The sequence below is a fragment of the Spirulina sp. CS-785/01 genome, assembly GCF_028330525.1.
Lineage (GTDB): Bacteria > Cyanobacteriota > Cyanobacteriia > Cyanobacteriales > Spirulinaceae > JAQMSD01.
Genome location: NZ_JAQMSD010000120.1, coordinates 24341 through 48827 on the forward strand (window position 1 = coordinate 24341; position 24487 = coordinate 48827).

The 24487-nt window shown below is 49.1% G+C and carries 16 protein-coding genes; 13 read left to right on the forward strand and 3 right to left on the reverse strand.

The window, feature by feature from the left end; translation table 11 throughout:
* Window positions 1-699 precede the first annotated feature (699 nt).
* The 9 genes from rpsT to PN462_RS07280 all read left to right on the forward strand — a co-directional run bounded on the left by rpsT (window position 700) and on the right by PN462_RS07280 (window position 15856).
* A complete protein-coding gene (rpsT, locus tag PN462_RS07240) occupies window positions 700-1029 on the forward strand; it encodes a 30S ribosomal protein S20 (RefSeq protein WP_272127379.1) in 330 nt (109 codons plus the stop codon).
* Between the two features lie 148 nt (window positions 1030-1177).
* Window positions 1178-1957 (forward strand): TatD family hydrolase, encoded by a 780-nt coding sequence (locus tag PN462_RS07245; RefSeq protein WP_272127380.1) that lies wholly within the window; start codon window positions 1178-1180, stop codon window positions 1955-1957.
* A 242-nt stretch (window positions 1958-2199) separates the two neighbouring features.
* The gene (locus PN462_RS07250; protein ID WP_272127381.1) at window positions 2200-6129 is read left to right on the forward strand and encodes a DNA-directed RNA polymerase subunit beta; all 3930 of its coding nucleotides are present in this window, start codon (window positions 2200-2202) and stop codon (window positions 6127-6129) included.
* Between the two features lie 198 nt (window positions 6130-6327).
* Window positions 6328-8277 carry a DNA-directed RNA polymerase subunit gamma gene (locus PN462_RS07255; protein ID WP_272127382.1) on the forward strand — a complete coding sequence of 650 codons (1950 nt, stop codon included), beginning with the start codon at window positions 6328-6330 and terminating at the stop codon, window positions 8275-8277.
* 162 nt (window positions 8278-8439) lie between these two features.
* Window positions 8440-12390: a DNA-directed RNA polymerase subunit beta' gene (locus PN462_RS07260; RefSeq protein WP_272127383.1), complete on the forward strand. Its 3951-nt coding sequence runs from the start codon at window positions 8440-8442 to the stop codon at window positions 12388-12390.
* Between the two features lie 188 nt (window positions 12391-12578).
* Window positions 12579-12884, forward strand: a complete 306-nt coding sequence (locus PN462_RS07265) for a metal-sensing transcriptional repressor (RefSeq protein WP_443029094.1) — start codon at window positions 12579-12581, stop codon at window positions 12882-12884.
* A gap of 23 nt (window positions 12885-12907) precedes the next feature.
* A complete protein-coding gene (locus PN462_RS07270) occupies window positions 12908-13876 on the forward strand; it encodes an undecaprenyl-diphosphate phosphatase (protein WP_272127385.1) in 969 nt (322 codons plus the stop codon).
* Between the two features lie 16 nt (window positions 13877-13892).
* Complete coding sequence (locus PN462_RS07275) at window positions 13893-14522, forward strand: hypothetical protein (RefSeq protein WP_272127387.1); 630 nt, start codon at window positions 13893-13895, stop codon at window positions 14520-14522.
* A gap of 2 nt (window positions 14523-14524) precedes the next feature.
* A complete protein-coding gene (locus PN462_RS07280; protein WP_272127388.1) occupies window positions 14525-15856 on the forward strand; it encodes a TIGR03279 family radical SAM protein in 1332 nt (443 codons plus the stop codon).
* 125 nt (window positions 15857-15981) lie between these two features.
* Here the strand turns inward: PN462_RS07280 and PN462_RS07285 are convergent, their stop codons facing one another.
* Window positions 15982-17664 carry a M48 family metallopeptidase gene (locus PN462_RS07285; protein WP_272127389.1) on the reverse strand — a complete coding sequence of 561 codons (1683 nt, stop codon included), beginning with the start codon at window positions 17662-17664 and terminating at the stop codon, window positions 15982-15984.
* Window positions 17665-17950: 286 nt separating this feature from the next.
* Between PN462_RS07285 and PN462_RS07290 the strand changes: the two genes are divergently transcribed.
* A complete protein-coding gene (locus PN462_RS07290) occupies window positions 17951-18454 on the forward strand; it encodes a hypothetical protein (RefSeq protein WP_272127390.1) in 504 nt (167 codons plus the stop codon).
* 105 nt (window positions 18455-18559) lie between these two features.
* Here the strand turns inward: PN462_RS07290 and PN462_RS07295 are convergent, their stop codons facing one another.
* Window positions 18560-19894 (reverse strand): dihydroorotase, encoded by a 1335-nt coding sequence (locus tag PN462_RS07295; RefSeq protein WP_272127391.1) that lies wholly within the window; start codon window positions 19892-19894, stop codon window positions 18560-18562.
* Window positions 19895-20014: 120 nt separating this feature from the next.
* Here PN462_RS07295 and lepB point away from each other — a divergent pair, with 120 nt between their 5' ends.
* Window positions 20015-20590, forward strand: coding sequence for a signal peptidase I (lepB, locus tag PN462_RS07300; RefSeq protein ID WP_272127393.1), 576 nt, complete (start codon window positions 20015-20017; stop codon window positions 20588-20590).
* A 137-nt stretch (window positions 20591-20727) separates the two neighbouring features.
* On the opposite strand, the gene PN462_RS07305 is transcribed toward lepB, so the two are convergent.
* Window positions 20728-21720, reverse strand: coding sequence for a ribose-phosphate pyrophosphokinase (locus PN462_RS07305; protein WP_272127394.1), 993 nt, complete (start codon window positions 21718-21720; stop codon window positions 20728-20730).
* Between the two features lie 196 nt (window positions 21721-21916).
* On the opposite strand from PN462_RS07305, the gene PN462_RS07310 reads away from it, so the two are divergent.
* Window positions 21917-23815, forward strand: coding sequence for a serine/threonine-protein kinase (locus PN462_RS07310; RefSeq protein WP_272127395.1), 1899 nt, complete (start codon window positions 21917-21919; stop codon window positions 23813-23815).
* Entirely contained in the window at window positions 23812-24486 is a 675-nt protein-coding gene (bioD, locus tag PN462_RS07315) for a dethiobiotin synthase (RefSeq protein WP_272127396.1), read from the forward strand. Before PN462_RS07310 ends, bioD begins: the two co-directional genes overlap by 4 nt.
* The last annotated feature ends 1 nt before the right edge of the window (window position 24487 follow it).

Genomic DNA, 24487 nt, shown 5'->3' on the forward strand with positions numbered 1-24487 from the left:
CTTCTTCTGATTGCGATCGTCATCGGGGGATATCCTCAGCAGTAACCATCCACTATCCCCTATCCCTCTCTATAGGTTAGCTTGAATTTCTCCGAGAGGGGGCTACTTGAGGGGAGGAATTTTACACTTTCCCAAGACTACTTCCAATCTCCCCCCCCCATTCACTCTTGTCGAGTGACTCAAAACGATGTTATATTAGTATGTCCTAAGTTTACCACCCAAACCTTCTGTCGCTGACTTGCTGTTTTGGAACTCATTACCGACTGTATGAACTGACTGTATGAACTGACTGTATGAACTGACTGTATGAACTGACTGTATGAACTTACTGTGTCTAACAGACACCTTATGGATTGGATGGCTTAAAATTAAAATCTTTGCCTTTCCCAGGACGTAACCGAAAAACGTGACTCAATAAAAACGTGACTCAAAAGGACGTAACCCAAGAAAATACCCTCAACTGTAGCCCCACGGGGACTTACAGAACAGCAGACTGTCTAGAAAACCTAGACCTGTCAAAACCTAGACCTGTCAAATTGTTTTATTTTCCGCGTTTTGTTTTCCGCGTTTTATTTTTCGTGTTTTTCGCCCAAGGTTCGCGTCCCATCCGGGAAAACCTAACTAAATAAATTCTCCTAGCATTAAACTAGGGAATTGTCAATGTAATCTTTTCTTTGTAATCTTTTCTTGAGGAAGACTGTGGCTAACTCAAAATCTGCAATCAAGCGTATCGAAATCGCGGAACGAAACCGCCTCCGCAACAAAGCCTATAAATCGTCAGTAAAAACCTTAATGAAAACCTATTTTACTGCCGTCGATGAGTATGTTGCCCAACCCTCATCGGAAGCCCAAGAACGAGTGAATCAAGCACTCTCCAACGCTTACCGCAAAATCGACAAATCTGTAAAACGGGGAGTGCTGCACGCCAACAACGGTGCAAGAAAAAAAGCCCGTCTCGCCAAATATTGGCGACTTAGCACCACCAACCCGGAAACCCAAACCACCCCGGCAGCCACAGCAAGTTCCTAAACTTGCCATTCTCACCCCCCACTTTGGATTTAACATCCTAGAATGAGAAAGGAGCGATCGAGCCATCTAGCTCCAGTCGCCAAGGGGGTGATTGACAGTGGCCAACACTGTATTATCCTCACAAGCAAGGCCGAACAACTGGGTTTCAATGCAGTTAATTGATACGCACGTTCACATTAACTTTGATGTCTTCCAAGCTGACTTGGAAGCCTTACAACAACGCTGGAAAGAAGCAGGGGTGGTGCGTCTCGTCCATTCCTGTGTCGAACCCAGTGAATTTCCAAAAACACAAGCATTAGCTGATCGACTTCCCGAATTATCCTTTGCGGTGGGGTTACATCCCTTGGATGCCCACCAATGGACCGCCGACACCGCAGACCAAATTCGGGAATTTGCCTGTGCAGACTCCCGAGTCGTCGCCATTGGTGAACTCGGGCTAGATTATTATAAAGCCGAAAATCAAGCACACCAGAGGGACGTTTGTCAAGCCCAACTGGAAATTGCGGCAGACCTCGACAAACCCGTCATTATTCACTGTCGGGACGCAGCCTCAGATTTGCGCGAGCTACTCCAACAGCAAAAACAGCCCCCACGGGGCGTAATGCACTGTTGGGGCGGAACACCAGAAGAAACCGCTTGGTTTCTCGATCTCGGCTTCTATATTAGCTTTAGTGGCATCGTCACCTTTAAAAACGCCAAAGCCGTGCAAGAATCTGCCAAAATTGTGCCACGCGATCGCCTCCTGATCGAAACCGACTGTCCCTTTCTGGCCCCCGTCCCCAAACGAGGGAAACGCAATGAACCCGCCAACGTTCGCTATGTTGCCGAAACCTTGGCCCAACTGCGTCAAGAAGACTTGGACACCTTAGCCCAAACCACCACGGCCAACGCTTGCCAACTCTTTGGCTTGCCGCAACCCACCCCATAACACCCCCCTAGACTCACCGAGAGAGGTAGGGTGGGGACTCCAAGGGAGAGAAAAAAAGCATTCAACCCCCTCCCCCACAGCCCCCTAGAGGGTGTCTCATTAAACCCCTTGTCGTTTATCGGGAGTAACTCACATCCCCAGTTTAAAAAAACCGTCCGTCTAGTACGAGTGTAAACCCCGTTCATAAGTTCGTAGTAAGTCCTTGAGGGCTTACAATGTCAGCCACCTTGAGCCAAAAAAACATGACTAACCTAACCTACCATCTTCTCCCCGACCTCATCGAAATTCAACGCGCCAGCTTCCGTTGGTTTCTTGAAGCCGGGTTAATCGAAGAACTGAACAGTTTCTCCCCCATCACCGACTACACAGGCAAACTCGAACTCCACTTCATCGGCGAAAAATACACCCTCCACGCCCCCAAATACGACGTTGACGAAGCCAAACGCCGGGATGCCAGCTACAGCGTACAGATGTACGTCCCCACCCGCCTAATCAACAAAGAAACCGGAGAAATCAAAGAACAAGAAGTCTTCATCGGCGACCTGCCCCTGATGACCGATCGCGGCACCTTCATTATTAACGGCGCAGAACGAGTCATCGTCAACCAAATCGTTCGTAGCCCCGGCGTTTACTACAAATCCGAAACCGACAAAAACGGACGGCGCACCTACTCCGCCTCCCTCATCCCCAACCGAGGGGCCTGGCTGAAATTTGAAACCGACAAAAACGCCCTCGTCTGGGTCCGCATCGACAAAACCCGCAAACTCTCCGCCCAAGTCCTCCTCAAAGCCATCGGCCTTACCGACAACGAGATCATGGACGGCCTGCGGCATCCCGACTACTACCAAAAAACCCTCGACAAAGAAGGCAACCCCACCGAAGAAGAAGCCCTCATGGAGTTATACAAAAAACTCCGGCCCGGGGAACCCCCTACCGTCAACGGCGGTCGCCAACTCCTAGAGTCCCGCTTCTTCGACAACAAACGCTACGACCTCGGCAAAGTCGGCCGCTACAAACTCAACAAAAAACTACGACTCAACACCCCCGACACCACCCGCACCCTCACCCAAGAGGACATCATGGCCGCCATCAACTACCTGATCAACCTAGAATTTGACGCAGGTAGTACCGACGACATCGACCACCTCGGCAACCGTCGGGTTCGTTCCGTTGGGGAACTCCTACAAAACCAAGTGCGCGTGGGACTCAACCGCCTCGAACGCATCATCCGGGAACGGATGACCGTCTCGGAAGCCGACAGCCTCACCCCCGCCTCCCTCGTCAACCCCAAACCCCTCGTCGCCGCCATCAAAGAGTTCTTCGGGTCTTCCCAACTCTCCCAATTCATGGACCAAACCAACCCCCTCGCAGAACTCACCCACAAACGGCGACTCTCCGCCCTCGGGCCTGGGGGACTCACCCGTGAACGTGCCGGCTTTGCCGTCCGAGACATTCACCCCTCCCACTACGGACGCATTTGCCCCGTAGAAACCCCCGAAGGCCCCAACGCCGGACTCATCGGGTCACTCGCTACCTATGCCCGCGTCAACGAATACGGCTTCATCGAAACCCCCTACTATCGAGCCGAAAACGGGCGCGTTCGTTATGACCTCGACCCCGAATACCTCACCGCCGACCAAGAAGACGACCTACGGGTAGCCCCCGGTGACGTAGCCACCGACGACGACAACCACATCCTCGGAAGCCAAGTCCCCGTCCGCTATCGGCAGGAATTTTCCACCACTTCCCCCGAACAAGTGGACTACGTGGCTGTTTCCCCGATGCAAATTGTCTCCGTCGCCACCTCCCTTATCCCCTTCCTCGAACACGACGACGCAAACCGCGCCCTCATGGGGTCAAATATGCAGCGTCAAGCCGTCCCCCTCTTAAAACCGGAACGGCCCCTCGTAGGAACAGGCTTAGAAGCCCAAGCCGCCCGCGACTCCGGAATGGTGGTCGTCTCCCGTCATCACGGCACAGTGAGTTATGTGGACGCAGAACGAGTCCGAGTCCGTGTGGAAGAACCAGTCATTCCACCTACAGATAGCGATTTACTAGATATGTTGGTTCGCTTTGTAGGTAGCCGTTTAAGCGATGTATTGGCTTACGCTATCTATGGCAAACTAATAAGTCTGACAGGGGGAGCTATTGGTGCTTCTGCTATTGGTAGTGTACTGGATCGAATTGCAGATCCTGATGTTCTGAAAACTACCATCTCTGACTCTATCAAGGAGGCAATTGCACAATTTCTTCCTGGAAAAGGCGTTCATCTTCCTAAAATAGTAGAACGCTCGATAGATTGGTTAGCTGACATTCTGGCCAATTGGTTAATGAATATTGGCATTGATTGGCTAATCAAGATGACAATAGCGAAACTACCTGCCAAATTTACTCCTAATATGTTTATTTCGCTCTTGTCAACGAACCTCAAACCTTATGTGACTCAGGCAATAGATTTCACTGCTTTATCAATTCAAGCAATTGTTAAGCAAAATGTATTCAACAACTTTGTTCGATTGGGAGTAAATGTTAAAACAGCACTTGAGGAAGATACGATACTTCGCCGTATTCCTCAAATTCTGGGTGATGCAGTCAAAGTTTTGAGTAGTATTTTCCGGAAACAAGCAAAAGTAGAAGTTAAATTGCCTCCCAAACCTCCGGTTATTATTGATGAAATCGAATATGAACTGCAAAAATATCAACGGTCCAACCAAGACACCTGCTTAAACCAACGGCCCCTCGTCTTCCCCGAAGAACCCGTCGTTCCTGGTCAAGTCCTCGCCGACGGGTCAGCCACCGAAGGCGGTGAAATTGCCCTCGGTCAGAATATCCTAGTGGCTTATATGCCCTGGGAAGGCTACAACTACGAGGATGCCATCCTCATCAGCGAACGACTGGTTATTGACGACGTTTACACCAGTATTCACGTCGAAAAATACGAAATCGAAGCCCGACAAACCAAACTCGGTCCCGAAGAAATCACCCGTGAAATTCCCAACGTCGGGGAAGATGCCCTCCGTCACTTAGACGAACAAGGTATTATCCGCATCGGGGCCTGGGTCGAGTCTGGCGACATCCTCGTCGGGAAAGTCACCCCCAAAGGGGAATCCGACCAACCCCCCGAAGAAAAACTCCTCCGCGCCATCTTCGGAGAAAAAGCGCGAGATGTACGGGATAACTCCCTGCGCGTCCCCAACGGAGAAAAAGGGCGCGTCGTCGATGTGCGCGTCTTCACCCGTGAACAAGGAGACGAACTGCCCCCCGGTGCGAACATGGTCGTTCGGGTTTACGTCGCCCAAAAACGGAAAATCCAAGTCGGGGACAAAATGGCCGGTCGCCACGGGAACAAAGGGATTATTTCCCGTATCCTGCCCATGGAAGATATGCCCTATCTCCCCGATGGTCGCCCCGTCGATTTAGTCCTCAACCCCTTGGGAGTCCCCTCCCGGATGAACGTGGGACAAGTCTTTGAATGTCTCATTGGTTGGGCGGGGGAAAACTTAGGGGTTCGCTTTAAAGTGACTCCCTTTGACGAAATGTACGGAGAAGAACAAAGCCGGGAAACCGTCCACGGCAAACTCACAGAAGCCAGTAATAAAGCCGGACGGGATTGGGTCTTTGATGAAAATAACCCCGGTAAAATCCAAGTTTACGACGGACGCACCGGAGAAGCCTTTGACCACCCAGTAACAGTGGGTATTGCCTATATGCTGAAACTGGTTCACCTAGTTGACGATAAGATTCACGCCCGGTCCACCGGTCCTTACTCCTTGGTCACGCAGCAACCCTTGGGCGGAAAAGCGCAACAAGGCGGACAGCGTTTCGGAGAAATGGAGGTGTGGGCATTGGAAGCCTACGGGGCAGCCTATACCCTGCAAGAGTTACTGACGGTGAAATCCGACGATATGCAGGGACGAAACGAAGCCTTAAATGCGATCGTCAAAGGCAAACCCATCCCTCGCCCCGGTACACCGGAGTCCTTCAAAGTGTTAATGCGCGAACTCCAGTCCTTGGGCTTAGACATTGCCGTTCATAAAGTCGATCCCGCCATGGATGGCACAAGCGATGATGCCGAAGTTGACCTAATGGCCGACCATGAACGCCGTCGCACTCCCTCTCGTCCCACCTATGAATCTCTCACCACCGAAGATTTACAAGAAGACGAAGTTTAGACAGTAAACAGTAATCAGTAAACAGTAAACAGTGGGGAAGGCCATGCAGTTAGAGGATAAAACTTTCACGTCAACTACTGTTTACTGTACTGTTCCCTGTTCAAGGCCATGCAGTGAGAAGATCAAACTTTCACGTCAACTACTGTTTACTGTACTGTTCCCTGTTCCCTTCCTTAACCAATCACCAATCACCCAAATATGAGCAAACAACCACAACGCTTTGATTACGTCAAAATTGGTTTAGCCTCGCCAGAACGCATTCGTCAGTGGGGAGAACGGAGTCTGCCCAATGGTCAAGTTGTTGGCGAAGTGACCAAACCCGAAACTATCAACTACCGGACACTGAAACCGGAAATGGATGGCTTATTCTGTGAGCGAATTTTTGGCCCCGCCAAAGACTGGGAATGTCACTGCGGCAAATATAAACGGGTGCGCCATCGGGGCATTGTTTGTGAACGCTGCGGTGTAGAAGTGACCGAATCTCGCGTCCGTCGTCACCGCATGGGCTATATTAAACTGGCCGCCCCCGTCACCCACGTTTGGTATCTCAAAGGGATTCCCAGTTATTTGAGTATTCTCTTGGATATGCCCCTGCGAGATGTGGAACAGATTGTTTATTTTAACGCCTATGTGGTTCTAGACTCCGGTAACGCCAGTAACTTGCAGTATCGCCAGTTATTGACCGAAGACCAATGGCTGGAAATTGAAGAACAGCTTTTTGTTGAAGATACCGAGTTAATGGGAGTCGAAGTCGGCATTGGGGCTGAGGCCGTCCAGCGTTTACTCGAAGAAGTGAACCTGGAAGAAGAAGCGGAGAAACTCCGGGAAGAAATTGCCGGGTCTAAAGGACAGAAACGTGCCAAGTTAATTAAACGCCTACGGGTCATTGATAACTTTATCGCCACTGGGTCGCGGCCAGAATGGATGGTTGTGACGGCCATTCCCGTTATTCCGCCGGATTTACGGCCAATGGTGCAGTTAGATGGGGGACGGTTTGCCACCTCGGACTTAAACGACTTGTATCGCCGGGTGATTAACCGTAATAACCGTTTGGCGCGGTTACAGGAGATTTTGGCCCCAGAAATTATTGTCCGTAATGAGAAGCGGATGCTGCAAGAAGCGGTGGACGCATTGATTGATAATGGACGACGGGGCCGCACCGTGGTGGGGGCGAATAACCGTCCTCTCAAGTCCCTCTCGGACATTATCGAAGGGAAACAAGGGCGTTTCCGGCAAAACCTGTTAGGGAAACGGGTGGACTATTCTGGACGGTCGGTTATTGTGGTGGGGCCGAAGCTGAAGATTTATCAGTGCGGGTTGCCGCGAGAAATGGCCATTGAGTTATTCCAACCCTTTGTCATTCACCGTCTGATTAAAAGCGGTATGGTGAATAACATTAAAGCCGCTAAAAAGCTCATTCAACGGGGCGATGCCTCGGTTTGGGGGGTATTAGAGGAAGTCATTGCGGGACACCCCGTTATGCTCAACCGTGCGCCTACCTTGCACCGTTTGGGGATTCAAGCCTTTGAACCGATTTTAGTAGAAGGGCGGGCTATTCAGTTACACCCGTTAGTCTGTCCGGCCTTTAATGCGGACTTTGACGGGGACCAAATGGCGGTTCATGTGCCGTTATCCCTAGAGTCGCAAGCGGAAGCGCGGTTATTAATGTTGGCTTGTCACAACATTTTATCCCCCGCAACGGGTAAACCCATTGTCGCACCGTCTCAGGATATGGTGTTAGGTTGCTATTATTTGACTGCCGAAAACCCTGCACCGGATTTTCATAAAACCTTTGATTCTCAGCAAGCGGTGTTAGATACCATTAAAGCGCGTACAATTCGCCGTTTTGGGTCGATGGAAGATGCCATTAAGGCGTATGAACAAGGTCAACTGAAAACCCATGAGTTTATTTGGTTGCGTTACCCTGGCAAAGTGGATATGCAGCCGAAACAAGATGAGTTACTCCATGAGGAAAAAGAGGGCGACGCAACCCTTGAGTATTATGGTCATCGACAAGGAGAGAATGGAGACATTCATCCCACGCGCTTTTTACGGAAAACGCCGGATGGCCGGGAGTTTCAGTTTATTTATACGACACCAGGACGCATTATTTATAACAAGACTATTCGGGATGCGTTGGTGAGTTAGTTGTTGGTTGTTGATTGTTGGTTGTTGAACCTTGGGTTAAAACCCAAGGCTCAGAGCTAAAACCCGTTAAAACGGGTTAAGATCAACTATAAATTGCGAACTGAACTGATTACTGGTAACAGATTACTGGTTACTGATTACTGATTACTGATTACTGATACCATGGCCAAAGAACCGACGTTTTATAACCGGATTGTTGATAAAGGGCAATTAAAGAAACTCATTGCTTGGGCATATACGAACTATGGGAGTGCGCGGTGTTCTCAGGTTGCTGATGAACTCAAGGCGATGGGATTTCGGTATGCGACGCAAGCTGGGGTTTCGATTAGTGTTGATGACTTGCAAATTCCGCCGATTAAGAAAAAAATGTTGGCGGAGGCGGAGTCGGAAATTCATAAAACCGAGGAACGGTATCGGACGGGCGATATTACCGAGGTTGAGCGTTTCCAAAAGGTAATTGATACGTGGAATAGTACCTCGGAAGCTCTGAAAGATGAGGTGGTGGTGAATTTTAAAGCCACGAATCCGCTTAATAGTGTTTATATGATGGCGTTTAGTGGGGCGCGGGGGAATTTATCCCAAGTCCGGCAGTTAGTGGGAATGCGGGGGTTGATGGCTGATCCCCAAGGGGAGATTATTGACTTACCCATTAAAACGAATTTCCGGGAAGGACTGACGGTGACGGAGTATATTATCTCCTCCTACGGTGCGCGGAAAGGGTTGGTGGATACGGCATTACGGACTGCCGACTCTGGGTATTTAACCCGTCGTCTGGTGGATGTGAGTCAGGATGTGATTGTTCGGGAATTTGACTGTGGGACCGAACGGGGAGTTACGCTGACGGCCATGAAGGATGGGGAACGGACGTTGATTCCGTTGAGCGATCGCCTCTTTGGTCGTCTCTTAGGGGAAAATGTGGTTGATCCTGAAACCGGAGAAATTATTGCCCACCGTAACCAAGAAGTCACCGATGATTTAGCCAAACAAATTGAGGAGCGTGTGGACACAGTGAAAGTGCGATCGCCCCTCACCTGTGAAGCGGCCCGCAGCGTCTGTCAACACTGCTACGGCTGGAGTTTAGCCCACGGGAAGAAAGTGGACTTAGGGGAAGCCGTGGGCATTATCGCCGCCCAATCCATCGGTGAACCAGGAACCCAGTTAACCATGCGGACCTTCCACACCGGAGGGGTATTTACCGGGGAAGTGGCCCGTCAAGACAAAGCCAAATACTCTGGCACCATTGACTTTGACAACAAACTGAAAAGCCGCCCCGTCCGCACCCGTCACGGGGACGAACGGGAACAAGTGGAGCTTCCTGGGGATTTAATCCTCCTAGGAGACAACGGCGAACGCTTCACCTATCCCGTCACTGCCGGGTCTCTGCTCTTTGTGCATAAAGGGGATAAAGTGGAGGAAGGCCAACTGTTGGCAGAAGTCGCCCTGAAACGGCAACGGTCCACAGAAAAAGCCACCAAAGACGTGGCCTCCGACTTGGCCGGAGAAGTGCTTTTTGATCGGTTGATCAGCGAAGAAAAAACCGACCGTCAAGGGAACATCACCCATATTGCCCAACGGGGGGGACTGCTTTGGGTGCTTTCTGGGGAAGTGTATAACTTACTGCCAGGGGCCGAAGCGGTGGTACAGAACGGCGATCGCGTAACACCCGGAGATGTCCTCGCCCAAACCCAACTGAAAACCGCCCACGGTGGGGTTGTCCGTCTCACCGCCAACAGCCGGGAAATTGAAATCATCACCGCCTCCGTCCAACTGGACCAAGCCAAAGTCCAACGGGCCGGCACCGGAGGCCGGGAACAATACATGATCGAAACCGCCAACGGTCAACGCTTCCTCCTGAAAGCCACCCCCGGCACAAAAGTCCAAAATCATCAAGTCGTGGCCGAACTCGAAGACGACCATTATCGCACCAACACAGGCGGCGTAGTGCGCTATGCGGGGTTAGAAGTCAGTAAACAAGGGAAAAAACAAGGCTACGAAATCACCAAAGGCGGGTCTTTAATTTGGATTCCCGAAGAATGCCACGAAGTCAATAAAGACATCTCCCTCCTAGTCGTCGAAGAAGGGCAATATGTAGAAGCCGGGGCCGAAGTCGTCAAAGACATCTTCTGTCAATCCTCCGGTATCGTGGAAATTGTCCAGAAAAACGACATTCTCCGAGAAGTCACCGTCAAACCTGGTGACTTACACCTCTTAGACGAACCCCCCTTAGTAGATGCCGACGAACAACTGCTGCAACCCGGCACAGAAATTATCCCTGGGTTAGTCCTAGAGGAATTGAAATACGGGGAATATGTGGACACCCCCGAAGGGATGGCCTTATTACTGCGGCCTGTGGTAGAATATCCCGTGGCCGATGAACCAGATGTTCCCTCCCAAGACTCCATCAACGAAAGCAGTGGTCAACGGATTTCCCTGCGGGCCGTGCAGCGCATCGCCTATAAAGACGGAGAACGGATTAAATCAGTAGATGGGGTGGATCTCCTCAGTACCCAACTCATTTTAGAACTGGAGTCGCCTAACTTAGAAGAAAGCGATGTAGCCAGCTTAAACGCCGACATTGAGTTAGTCGCCATTGATGAAGAAGCAGACCTCCCCGAATATCAATTACAAATTGTCATTCTGGAATCTTTGGTCATTCGTCGGGATGTGGAAGCCGATGCGTTAGGCGGCGGCACGAAAACCCGCATTCTCGTAGAAGATGGGCAAGAGATTGATCAAGGTGCCGTGGTGGCCCGCACGGAAATTCAATGTCGAGAAGAAGGGGAAGTGCGCGGCATTCGCTCTGGGTTAGAGGCCATTCGCCGGGTGTTGATTGTTCGGGAGAGCGATCGCTTTACCCTAGAATTAGACAAACAACCCAACGTCCAAGTTGGGGATTTAGTGGTAGCCGGCCAAAACCTTGCCACCGGAGTCACGGCCCACAACTCCGGCCAAGTCGTGGCGGTGGAAAATAACAACGTCACCCTCCGCACCGCCCGTCCCTACCGCGTCTCCCCAGGGGCAATTTTACAAGTCAATGACGGCGACTTAGTACAACGGGGGGATAACTTGGTGTTACTGGTGTTTGAACGGTCAAAAACCGGGGACATCATCCAAGGTTTACCTCGGATTGAAGAACTTTTAGAAGCCCGTCGGCCCAAAGAAGGCTGTATTATTGCCCGTCGTCCTGGACAGGCCCAAGTCATTTACGGGGAAGATGAATCGGTCGAAGTGAAAGTCATTGAAGACGATGGCGTGATCACCGATTATGCCCTCAGCCCTGGGCAAAATGTCATCGTCACCGATGGACAACAAGTGGGTGTGGCTGAACCCCTCACCGACGGACTCCCCAACCCCCACGAAATCTTAGAAACCTTCTTCGAGCATTATCAAGAAGAAATGGGGGTTTACGAGGCGGCTTTATTTGGCTTACAAAAAGCGCAAATCTTCCTTGTGGAAAGTGTCCAAGGGGTTTATCAGTCCCAAGGGATTGATATTTCCGACAAACACATTGAGGTAATTGTCCGGCAGATGACCTCGAAAGTGCGTATTGACGATGGTGGGGATACCACCATGTTGCCTGGGGAGTTGGTGGAATTACGCCAAGTTGAACAGGTGAACGAAGCCATGGGCATTACCGGGGGTGCGCCTGCGCAATATACTCCGGTGTTATTGGGGATCACCAAAGCCTCCCTGAACACCGACAGCTTCATCTCGGCGGCTTCCTTCCAAGAAACCACACGGGTTCTCACCGAGGCGGCCATTGAAGGAAAATCTGACTGGTTGCGCGGCTTGAAAGAAAACGTGATTATCGGGCGTTTGATTCCCGCCGGGACTGGGTTTAATACCCCCGAGGAGGCCATGCCCAATGGGGCGTTAGATTGGGATGGCAATGGGTCATCTCGCGCCGGAAATGGCGACGGGGCTGCCTATGAGTCTCAGTACACCCCTGGGGGCGCGATGGATGAGTCCCATACTCTGGGAGAGGATATGGTTTTAGATGACCAAACGGCCCGGAATTACAATTTAGACTATGATCCGGAGAATCCGACGGAGAATGACCCTAGTTTTATTGAGAGTAATCCCGATGTCCTCTTAGATCACGAGGAGGAATAACCTAGGATAAAGACTTCCGGGCGACAGATGCTCGCTACGGGAAGAAATGAGGACAATAAGAGGAGAGAGAAAGGTAATTTTCTTTGTCCTCTTTCTCTTCCTTTGATTGATTAATTCAGGAGAAACGAGCATTGACACAGGTAAATTCTAATCATCCCAGTTCCCTTGATCGATATTTAGACGAAGGGATTCCTCCTCACGATCATGATCATGGCCATAATCACGCTCATAGTGCGGAGTCAAGGCGAAAAATTGTCAATCGGCTTTCCCGGATTGAGGGGCATATTCGGGGGATTAAAACGATGGTGAGTGAAGATCGTCATTGTCCGGAGGTGTTGATCCAAGTGGCGGCGGTGCGGGGGGCCCTAGACCGGGTGGCTCGGCTCATTTTGGATGAACATTTAAGTGAGTGTGTGGCCCGGGCCGCCCATGAGGGGAATATTGAGGCGGAGTTAGAGGAGTTAAAGGCCGCTTTGGATCGGTTTTTGCCTTAGTTGTTGTTTGTTGTTCAAATGAAATGACCACAGAAAAAGTTTTTAATTGGCTGGGGGGAATGGCGATTGGGTTGGGTTGGGCGATCGCGCTTTCGGCCTTAACCACTCAACTGGCCCTGGCCCAAGATACTCCGACTCCCAGTTCTCCCGCGCAATCCCTGAATTTCCTACAAGCGGTGATCTTGGGGGCAGTTCAGGGGTTGACGGAGTTTATCCCTATTAGTAGCACGGCCCATTTGAAGGCCGTACCTGTTTTTTTGGGGTGGGGTGATCCGGGGGTGACGTTTACGGCGGTGATTCAGTTGGGGAGTATTGCGGCGGTATTATGGTATTTTTGGGCGGATATTGTTCATTTGAGTTTTGGGGCCTGGACTGCGTTACAGAAGAAGAATTACCAGGCGACGGATTTACGAATAGCGGTGGGGATAGCGGTGGGAACGTTGCCCATCGTATTTTTTGGTTTATTATTAAAGGCATTAGTGCCGGATTTGGATAATTCACCGATTCGCAGTATGACGGCCATTGCGATCGCTTCCATTATTATGGGCTTACTGTTAGGATTTGCAGAGAAACTGGGGTCTCGGTTACGCGGGTTTGACAAACTGGGCACAAAAGACGGCATTATTATGGGAGTTGCCCAAACCTTAGCTTTAATTCCTGGGGTGTCTCGTTCCGGATCAACCATTACCGCCGGGTTATTTTTTGGCCTTGAACGGGCCACGGCGGCGCGATTTTCCTTTCTGTTGGGGATTCCTGCCATTACGCTGGCTGGCTTGGTACAATTAAAAACCGATGTCATTGATGCGGGAGTCAGTGGCGCGAATTTAATGCCGTTAATAGTGGGGACAATTTCTTCGGCTATTTTTTCTTATTTAGCGATCGCGTGGTTAATTCGCTATTTACAACGACAAAGCACTTGGGTATTTGTCTGGTATCGGGTAATATTTGGCGTGTTCATTCTCGGTGGAGTCGGGTTAGGGTGGTTTATTTAACCAGAGAGAGAACATTATGAGCTTTTCAGATGCCGATCAACCTCAAGAGAAACAATCTACCAATGTTTGGAAATGGATCGGAATTGGTTGTGGGGGATGTTTTTCCCTCGTTGTGTTAGGTAGCTTGGGATTGGGGTTTTTACTCAGTCGAACCATAGATGTCTCCATTGAACCAGAAGAAGCCAAAAAGAAAGTTCAATCTCTATTTAGTTATGAGATTCCGGGGGGAGATCAAGGGTATATGACGATGACCTTGTTGGGATTTGAAATGTCTCAAGTCACTAGCACAACTGATCCGCCTAATGTGCTTTTAACGGTGAGTAAAATTCCCCAAGAGATCGAAAAAAGTCAACATCAGCAGTTGCAAGAACAATATCACCAAACGATTGCTGCTCAAGTCGGTACAACTTATACGTTTACCACGACACGCCAGATGGACAGTACCCTTTGTGAGCAACCGGTCACCATTATCATTCAAGAAGGAACCGTTAACGCGCCAGAATTTGCGAACCCCCAACCAGCAATCACCTATAGTACGATTTTAGATAATTACCAAGGGAGCGATCGCTATGTCTCGATTTTTACCCATGGACAACAGCCCGAACAACTGGCACAAACCGTCTATAATTCTCTAGACTGCAAGTAATTATGAGTCTTTCTACCCTTCGTCCGGCAAAAATTAGTAACGTTCTCCCCCAGTCCATCGCCGCAGAAATTGGCTTTGAAGTGGGAGATGCTATTATTGCGATTAATGGGACACAACCTAGAGATTTAATTGATTATCAGTATCTTTGCGCTGAGGAAATTTTAGAATTAAAAGTCCTTGACGCAAACGGAGAAATTCACGAAATTGAAATTGAAAAAGATTACGACGACGACTTAGGATTAGAATTTGAAACCGCCTTATTTGATGGGTTAATTCAATGTAATAATCGTTGTCCCTTCTGTTTCATTGATCAACAACCCCCCGGTAAACGAGAAACCCTTTATTTAAAAGACGACGACTATCGGTTAAGTTTCCTCTACGGCAGTTATTTAACCCTCACCAACTTAACCCAAAAAGAATGGGACCGCATTGAAACCCTACGTCTCTCCCCTCTCTATGTTTCCGTCCACGCAACCGAACCAGAAATTCGCAGTCGCTTATTAAAAAATCCTCGTGCTGGACAAATTTTAGACCAGTTTCAATGGTTTCAAGAAAGACGCTTACAAATTCACGCGCAAGTCGTCGTTTGTCCTGGTATTAATGACGGAATTCACTTAGAAAAAACCCTCTTAGACTTAGCCTCCTTTCATCAAGGAGACATCCCGGCCATTATTTCTGCGGCAGTCGTCCCCGTGGGGTTAACTCGCTTTCGGCCTCAAGAAGATGAGTTAATTCCTGTAAGTCGAGAAAAAGCCAAAGAAGTCATTAACCAAGTTCAACAATTACAAACTAAATTTCAACAACAATTTGGCACAACATTTGCTTGGTTAGCGGACGAATGGTTTTTAATTGCCCAAGAAGAATTACCCCCAGAATCCCATTATGAAGACTATCCGCAAATTGGCAACGGAGTCGGTTCAATTCGTCAATTTATTAAACAATTTCAAGCTACCGCTAAAGCGATATTACCTGCTAAAATTGAAACCCCAAAATCTTATACATGGGTTGTCGGAAATGCCGTTGAGGTAGCATTTCAGCCCTTATTAGACCAATTAAATGCAGTGGAAGGATTAACGCTAAAAATCGCCCCATTAAATAGTCAATATTGGGGACAAGACATTACAGTAACCGGACTGTTAACCGGACAAGATTTAATCAAAGGATTAAAAGGAAAAGACTTAGGGGAAGCCATTTTATTACCTTCTGTCATGTTAAAACATGATGACACAGTATTTTTAGATGATGTCACTGTTGCCGAAGTCTCCCAACAGTTAAAAACTCCCATTATTCCAGTCATGGGAGTCGAAGCATTACTAGAAACTTGTGTAAAATAAGTTTTTTATTTTGTTGTTAGTTATTGTCCAAGTAAATGAGAAACCAGGTTTCTATCCAAAGTAATAATATTGGGACAAAATGGTCAACAGAAACCCAGTTTCTTCCCCCCATAACCAATCACCAATTATTCCTCCTTTTCTTCCGCTAAAATATCCGCCACTCGTTCCCGGATACGGGTGTGAGTTTCTACCCCTTCAAACCCATAACGGTCATAATCATTATTTAAAATTAATGCCTCTAAATATTTAACCCGGTTGTCCGTATCTGGGTGAGTAGATAACCATTGCGGAGGAGTGGGGTGATCTTGTTCCCCTAATGTTTCCATTAAATTCCGCATTCCATCAGACGCATAACCACTTGCAGACAAAATGCGCGTCCCAAAATAGTCCGCTTGTTGTTCCATCTCCCGACTGTAACTAAACACCAAAACATTAGTCGCTAGGCCCCCCACATACGGCACAAACTGCACCACACTAGCAGTTAGTTGGCCTTGGGTGACTAACTGAAACCCGTGAGATAAGACCGCATGGGAGATTTCGTGGGCTAATAACCCCGCAAACTCCGCTTCTGAGTTAGTTTCTAGAATAGCCCCCGCATTCACGAAAATTTTACCCCCAGGGAGAGCAAACGCATTGAGGTCTTCTTCTAAAATGACGTGAAACTCGTAATTAAACTCATCCCGTCCTGCCACTTCCGTGAGCTTATTGCCCACCTCTCGAACATAATTTAACACCTCCTCATCTTCTAGGAGAGGGGCCTGGTCTAAAATCCGGTTGGTGTACACTTCCCCCACCCGGTCCTCTCCTCGCATCAATAACATACTGCTTTGTACCGCAGAAATTGGCCCTCCTAGATTCCCGGTTAACGCAAACCCGGCGGCCCCAGTGATGACATTTGCGATCGCATTTTGCGTTAATTTAGAGCGAAGATGACTCTGATACCGTTCCCAATTTTGCTCCGCCAATTGTAAAAACTCCTCAGATCGGGGATGATCAGGATTAAACACCGCAAACTGACGAGCCGTGAGAGACGCTTCTAACCACTGTTCCGCCTCATTTTGCACCTCAACCGCCAAATCCACCAATTCTGGTTCATTGGGATAGCGCGTCGTCCCCAGCGTCACAATTTCGACAGCTTCCTCAATCCGGTTGCGATCGCGCAGTGCCTCCGCATAACTCACATACCCCGGAATAAACGCCGGTTGTTCCTCCAACAATAAATCCAAAGGCGCGAAAATCTTACTCTCTAAATTCGCCGCCAACCCCTCCTGATGATTCCGCCAATACACAGACCCGGCAGGGGACAACTCCTCCGCCTCATAAAACGCCTTATCCAAAACCGCCAACTCCTCCTCCTCAAGACTAAACGGCGGTTTAGCCTGCCGATACTGTTCCCGCGCAGCCTCCTCCTCTCCCGCTAACCAAAGGCGATCGGCTTCCGCCAACTGCTCATTCATCGCCTCCTCGTCTGGCGTTAACTCCAATAAATCCTCACCCGTCTCCTCCGCTTCCTCCGTCTCCCCGTCCAAAGCGTCCTCGCTACCCTCTGGACTCGTCTCCTCCTCCTCCGGACTCTCTTGGGCCACCGTAAACGGTTCAGACGTAAACCCCGACAAATTAACCGTCGTAGAAACCGCCAACTCCTCCTCCTGCACCGTAAATAAAGAATCCAGCGACCCATCAGTAGGACTCATCGGAGCGACAAAAACCGCAGGAGACGGCGATTCGGTTTCCCGAGATTCGGCCAGCGCGGCAGGAGACAACACAATACCAAGAGAAACGAGAAAGCAAGAAGACACAAGTTTCATAACAGACCCACAGACAACCAGTTTTCCCCCCATTGTGACGCAACCCTCCCCAAGATGTTCCCCCCTTTCGGGGAGATGGGAGTTGGGAATTGAGAGTTGATAGTTGACGGTTGAACCACAAAGACACAAAGGACACAAAGGGAAGATGGGGGAGATAGGAGAGATGGGGAAGTAATACTGACTAAAATCAGTTGACTGATTACTGATTACTGATTACTGTTATATGAGAATTCTCGACAAAATCGTTACCATAAACAAGAAACTGTCGAGACTTGCAGGAGTCATCATGTCAGAGTCGAACAAGCCCAACGAAACCAACCAGACTGAGACCAGAACATCGGAAATCAATCCGGAAACCAGAGCATTAGTCGATCAAAAAATGCCCAACGAATCCGATGAAATCCGTTACCACATGATGTCACTGATCGATGCCATCAAACAACAGACCGAAGATCAACTCGAATCCGCAGGAGACATGACACGGGAAGCGTATGTCGAAGCCATGCGTCAAGCCCAAAATACCCTGCAAAATACCGGACTCTTGTTAGACGAACAACGAGAATCCCTCGAAAAGACCATCACAGGCATCGAAGACACCGCCACCCAACAATGGGAAACCTTCGTCAATGAGTTCCAAAATTTCAGCGATCGCTTTGAACGGGCCGTAGATGCTGCGTGGAAAATCCTCACTGAACCTGAGTCCAATACCTCCTCCTCCTCTACCCCCACTTCAACTTCAACCAACACCCAGTCCTCCACCTCAGACTCTGAGCAAATCGAATCTAAATAAATCGGGTTGACTGCATAAATCGGGCGGTACACCCAGCAACCCACCCCCCTTAATCCCTACTCCCAACCTTGGGAGAGGGAGTAAGGGGGCTATCAGTCACACAAATTACCCATTGTCACTGATGCCAAACTGCAACGCCTTTCCACGCACCTCCGTATGAATGTGTCCTTTTTCATAAACCACTTGTCCCCCCACCAGGGTATATTGTGGCCAACCCGTTAACCGCCACCCCTCAAAAGGACTCCAGCCACATTTCGAGACAATTTCCTCCCGCAACACCGGACGATACTCCTGTAAATCCACCAACACCAAATCCGCATCATATCCCGGTGCAATTAACCCCTTTTGGGCAATTTCATAGGCTTTCGCCGGAGCAGTGGACATCCAATTGGCCACCTGAGCATAAGTACACCGCCCCTCTTTCGCTTGGGTGAGCATCAACGCCAACGAAGTTTCCACCCCCGGCATTCCCGACGGAGACTGGGGATACCCCTTGCCCTTCTCCTCCAACGTATGGGGAGCATGATCTGTGGCAATAAAATCAATCACCCCATCCTGCAACGCTTGCCACAACACCGCATTATCGTCCTCCGTGCGTAACGGTGGGTTCATCTGGGCCAACGTGCCAATCTTGTCATAGGCCGACACATTCAGTAACAAATGCTGGGGAGTAACCTCCGTTGTCACCCAACTGGGTTTATCTTGCCGTAACAACTCCGCTTCCTCCCCTGTGGAGAGATGGAGAATATGTAACCGTCGTTGATACTTCTTAGACAATTTCAGGGCTAATTTCGTGGCATTGAGGGCGGCCTGTTTATCCTGAATTTGCGAGTGTATGGCCGGGTTAGTGGCCCCTTTGAACTCTTGACGACGTTGGTTGATGCGGGCTTGATCTTCCGCATGAACGGCAATTAAGCGCGAACCTTCGGCAAAAATCGGCTCGATTTCTTCTTCCGTACTGACCAACAAATGGCCATGGGACGATCCCATAAAGATTTTAATGCCGCAACTGGGATTAGCGTCCCGTAAATCCGGCAGATTTTCCGCCGTTGCCCCCATAAAAAACCCATAGTTCACCAAACATTTCGCCGCAGCACGCTCTAATTTGTCGTTTAAGGCACTTTGAGTGGTGGTGAGGGGTTTTGTATTAGGCATCTCTAAAAAGGACGTTACGCCCCCCTTAGCGCAGGCACAGGAGGCAGTAAAGAGGTCTTCTTTATGCTCTAACCCCGGTTCGCGGAAATGCACTTGGGGATCAATGACTCCAGGCAACAAAGTGAGTCCTTCTGCGTCTATGACTTTACCGTGATCATCAATGTTGGTGTCAATAAAAGAGGCAATATCCCGGATTTTCCCATTTTTGACGAGAACATCCCCTAACAGCATTTGACCATCGGGGAGTAAAATATGGGCTTGGCGAATCAATACATCAGTAGTCATGAAGCGTTAAAATTGAGCAACGTAATAGCTATGATAGATAAAGGTGTCCTCTATAAATACTGGTACTACTCAAAGTTTTAGTTAAGTTTTGTGTTGTAATTTCTTTCTTTTGGTGCGATTATGTCCCGGTTACAAAGCACTTCTGTTGAAGCTCTCAAAACGATCGCGCTGAGTGCGGTTCTGGCGGTTGGGATACGTCAATTTGTGGCGGAAGCTCGCTACATCCCCTCCGAGTCCATGTTACCGACTCTCGAAGTGAACGATCGCTTAATGATCGAAAAAATCTCCTATCGTTTCCATGATCCCCAACGAGGCGATATTGTGGTATTTAACCCCACCGAAGCCTTAGAACGCCGTAATTTTCGAGATGCGTTTATTAAGCGGGTAGTCGGTTTACCAGGAGAAACCGTCTCCCTCAAAGATGGCAAGGTGTATATTGATGGCGAACCCCTAAACGAAGATTATATTGTCGAAGGCGGCAATACTGGCGTTGATGTCTGTCAACTCCAACAAGACCAACCGTATCTGGCCAATTCTGTGACCATTCCCGAAGATTCCTATTTAGTGTTAGGAGATAATCGGGAAAATAGTTACGATAGCCGATGTTGGGGCATTGTCCCCGAAGAAAAAATTATTGGACGTGCCGCCGTTCGCTTTTGGCCGTTAGGCCGCATTGGAGGAGTTAAAGAACAGTAAATGGAAATGGCACAGGGGAGAAACCCGGTTTCTTAACCAAATCTTAGGGTTTCTCCCCCAGTTGGCCAGAGAAACCGGGTTTCTGGGACTAGGAATAGGAAAGTCAAAATTACCCATTACCCATTACCCATTACCCCTTATCGAAACATACTGCTCACCGAACTGTCTTCGTGAATGCGCCAAATGGTTTCCCCAATTAAATTGGCCACCGATAACACTCGTAACTGTTCAAAGTGCTGATGTTCAGGGAGAGGAATAGTATTCGTGACAATAACTTCCTCAAAAACCCCACTAGACAGTCGTTCTAAAGCAGGAGGAGAGAAAACCGCATGGGTGGCACAAGCATAGACTTGGCGGGCCCCTTCTTCCCGTAAAAAGCGGGCCCCTTCGCAAATTGTTCCGGCAGTATCAATCATGTCATCGACTAAAACCGCCGTTTTTCCCTTGACATCGCCAATAACATTCATCACTTCCGCGACATTATGTGCTTGACGACGTTTGTCAATAATAGCGAGGGGTGCATCATTAAGTTTTTTGGCAAAAGCTCTGGCGCGGGCCACTCCTCCGACATCTGGAGACACCACCACTAAATCCTCTAATTGCTTACTCGCAAGATAATTGAGAATGACAGGTGAACCATAGACATGATCAAAGGGGATATCAAAATAGCCCTGAATTTGGGCCGAATGTAAATCCATAGCCACAATACGATTGGCCCCTGCTTGGGTCATCAAATTGGCCACCAGTTTAGCGGTAATGGACTCACGGCCAGCGTTTTTCCGGTCGGCCCTAGCGTAACAATAATAAGGAATCACTGCCGTAATTTGTCGGGCTGAAGCGCGACGACAGGCATCAATAATAATTAATAATTCCATTAAATGATCATTGACCGGATGGCAGCAAGGCTGAATTAAATAGACATCACACCCCCGAATAGATTCTTGGATTTGTACATACATTTCCCCATCGGCAAACCGTTTGCGGACCATCGGGCCTAAGTCCATTCCCAAGTAGCGAGCAATTTCTTGCGCGAGGGGGGCATTGGCTGAACCCGAAAATAACCGCAAACGATTATTATCAGAAAGAGGAGTTAGCGTTGGCTGAAGATTAAGTGTTGCAGTACGGCTCACGGCAGATTTTTGAACCTCATCTCTTGGTCATCTTACCATTTTCACTGGGAGAGCTTGGGGAAAGACAAAAATTTAAACGCTATGATGAGCGAAAAATAATGAAGTTTTCATAATTTCAGCAAAAATACGGATGTAATTCTCCCTGGTGGGATCATTCACCAACAGTTTACTCAAGATAGATTTTGGAACGATACAAATGCAACCCCCCCTGACACCAAACACGATTTTAAATCAACGGTATCGCCTGATCCGCCTCTTGGGACAAGGGGGATTTGGACGAACTTACTTGGCGGTGGATCAAGCTCGCTTCCAAGAGCATTGTGTGTTGAAAGAGCTTGTCCCCTATGATGATTCGCCCTTTGCTTTGGAAAAATCCAAGGAACTGTTTCAACGGGAGGCGGCGGTTTTGTACCAAATTAACCATCCCCAAGTCCCCCAATTTCAGGCGACGTTTGAGGCGGAGGGACGGTTGTTTATTGTCCAAGATTATATTGAGGGGAAGTCACTCCGGGAACATTTGCAAGAGCGTATGGTGAAGGGAGAAACCTTTGAGGAAGGGGAGGTGCGAGGGATTGTTGAGCAGTTGTTACCCTTGTTGAGTCATCTCCATAACCGCAATGTAATTCATCGGGATATTTCACCGAGTAATGTGATGTTGCGGGAGTCGGATGGGTTGCCTGTGTTGATTGATTTTGGGGTGGTGAAGGAGTTGGCCACCCGTATTCAGTCCCCGACGGGAGAGGGGGGTACGATTGTGGGTAAGGTGGGGTATGCTCCTAGTGAGCAAATTCAAACGGGGAATGCTTATCCCAGTAGTGATTTGTATAGTTTAGCGGTGACGGCCTTGGTGTTGTTGACGGGACAAGACCCCCAAGCGTTGTTTGATGAGGATCAGTTAGGGTGGGATTGGTCGGAGTGGGTGACGTTGAGTGAGGAGTTTGCTGAGGTTTTAGAGCGAATGTTGAGTTATCGACCGGGCGATCGCTTTTCTTCAGCAGAACAGGCGTTAAAAGCCCTACAAACCCCTCCTGCACCGCCCCAACAGCCTCAACCCTCCCCAGGTCAAGAGATGTCCCAAATGGCGACGATGGCGGTGGGACGGCGGCCAGATGCTCCCTCCCCACGACCTAATCCTCAATCCCAAAATCGCAGTCCTGTGATTCCTTTTCAACCCCCGACCGAGGAGGAGAATGTGTTGTTAAAGGTGGTGGGGTTAACGCTGTTGGTCAGTGTGTTAGCGGGGTTGGGGACTTGGGCCCTGGTGAGTTTTTTATTGCGCGATCGCGTTACCACTCAAAACCCTCCCTCTCCTTCTCCCACCCCCAGAGAAACGGTGACGTTTTCCCCGTCTCCCTCCCCTAGTCCCTCTCCCTCTCCCTCCCCCTCTCCCTCCCCCCAATTCTCGGAAAAACGCATTCAACTGGCCCCAGATGAACCGTTTGCAGAACAAGGTGAGTTATCCCCCAATGAGACTCAGCGTTATTTTTTCAATGCTGAACAAGGACAGACTTTAAATATTATTCTCGATAGCAATGGGACGGAATTCACCCTCCGTAACCCCAATGACCAAGAAATTGTCCAAGGGGTACAAACTTGGATGGGAACAGTCCCCCAAAATGGTAATTATACGGTGGAGGTTCGCTCTATATCGGGAACAGACAACGAAAGGATAGCCTATGATTTGCGCTTGTCTCTAACCCCAGACATTGACCCCTCTCCCAGTCCGTCTCCCTCTCCCAGTCCGTCTCCCACTCCATCTCCTAGTCCCAGTCCCACTGCAACAGAAACCAGCTATAATATTGAACCCTTAAGAGTGACTCCTAATGTAGAAATGCGGGATATTGGGGGTCATACTTCCTCAGATGTGACCCAACGATATTTGCTGTATTTAGAAAAAGGACAAGTGCTGAGTGTAGTCGTTTTATCGGGACGAGTTTCCTTAAACCTCCGGTATCCCAACGGGCAAACCGTCGGGAGAGCAAATAATGTACTGTCGTGGCAGGGAAAAGCACCGCGATCGGGAGATTATAAAATTGATGTAGTTTCGAGAGAAGATACTGATTTTAGTCTGCGTTTGGGAGTGAAAGAACAGTGAAACCCCTTTTAATTACAGGAACAGATACCGAAGTGGGTAAAACGGTACTCACCACTGCATTGGTGGCCTACTGGCAAACCTACAAAACCTTAGATCGGTTGGGGTTAATGAAATTATTACAAACGGGAGAGGGCGATCGCGAGTTATATCAAGACCTATTTACCCTCCCCCAACCCCCAGAAACCATCGCCCCCCTAGTTTTTAAAACTCCCGTAGCCCCTCCCATTGCGGCGGAACGAGAAGGGCAAACCATTGATTTAGCCCCCATCTGGCAAACCTATCAGTACCTCCAACAAGACCGAGATTTTGTCATTGTAGAAGCATTGGGGGGGTTAGGGTCTCCCGTCACTTGGGAGTTAACAGTGGCTGAAATTGGCGCAGCGTGGCAAATGCGGACGATTTTAGTAGTTCCGGTCAAGTTAGGAGCAATTTCTCAAGTAGTGGCGAATGTCGCATTAGCACGACAGATGAAATTAGAAATTGCCGGAATTGTTTTAAATTGTGTACAAGAGGTGACTGCCGAACAACAAGCGCAATGGACTCCGATAGAGTTAATTGAGTCGTTAACCCAAGTCCAAGTCTTAGGCACAATGCCTTATCTCGCGGATACACGGGATATTGATAAATTAGCCCAAGTTGCTGCAAATTTAACGTTAGAGTTGATGATGTGAC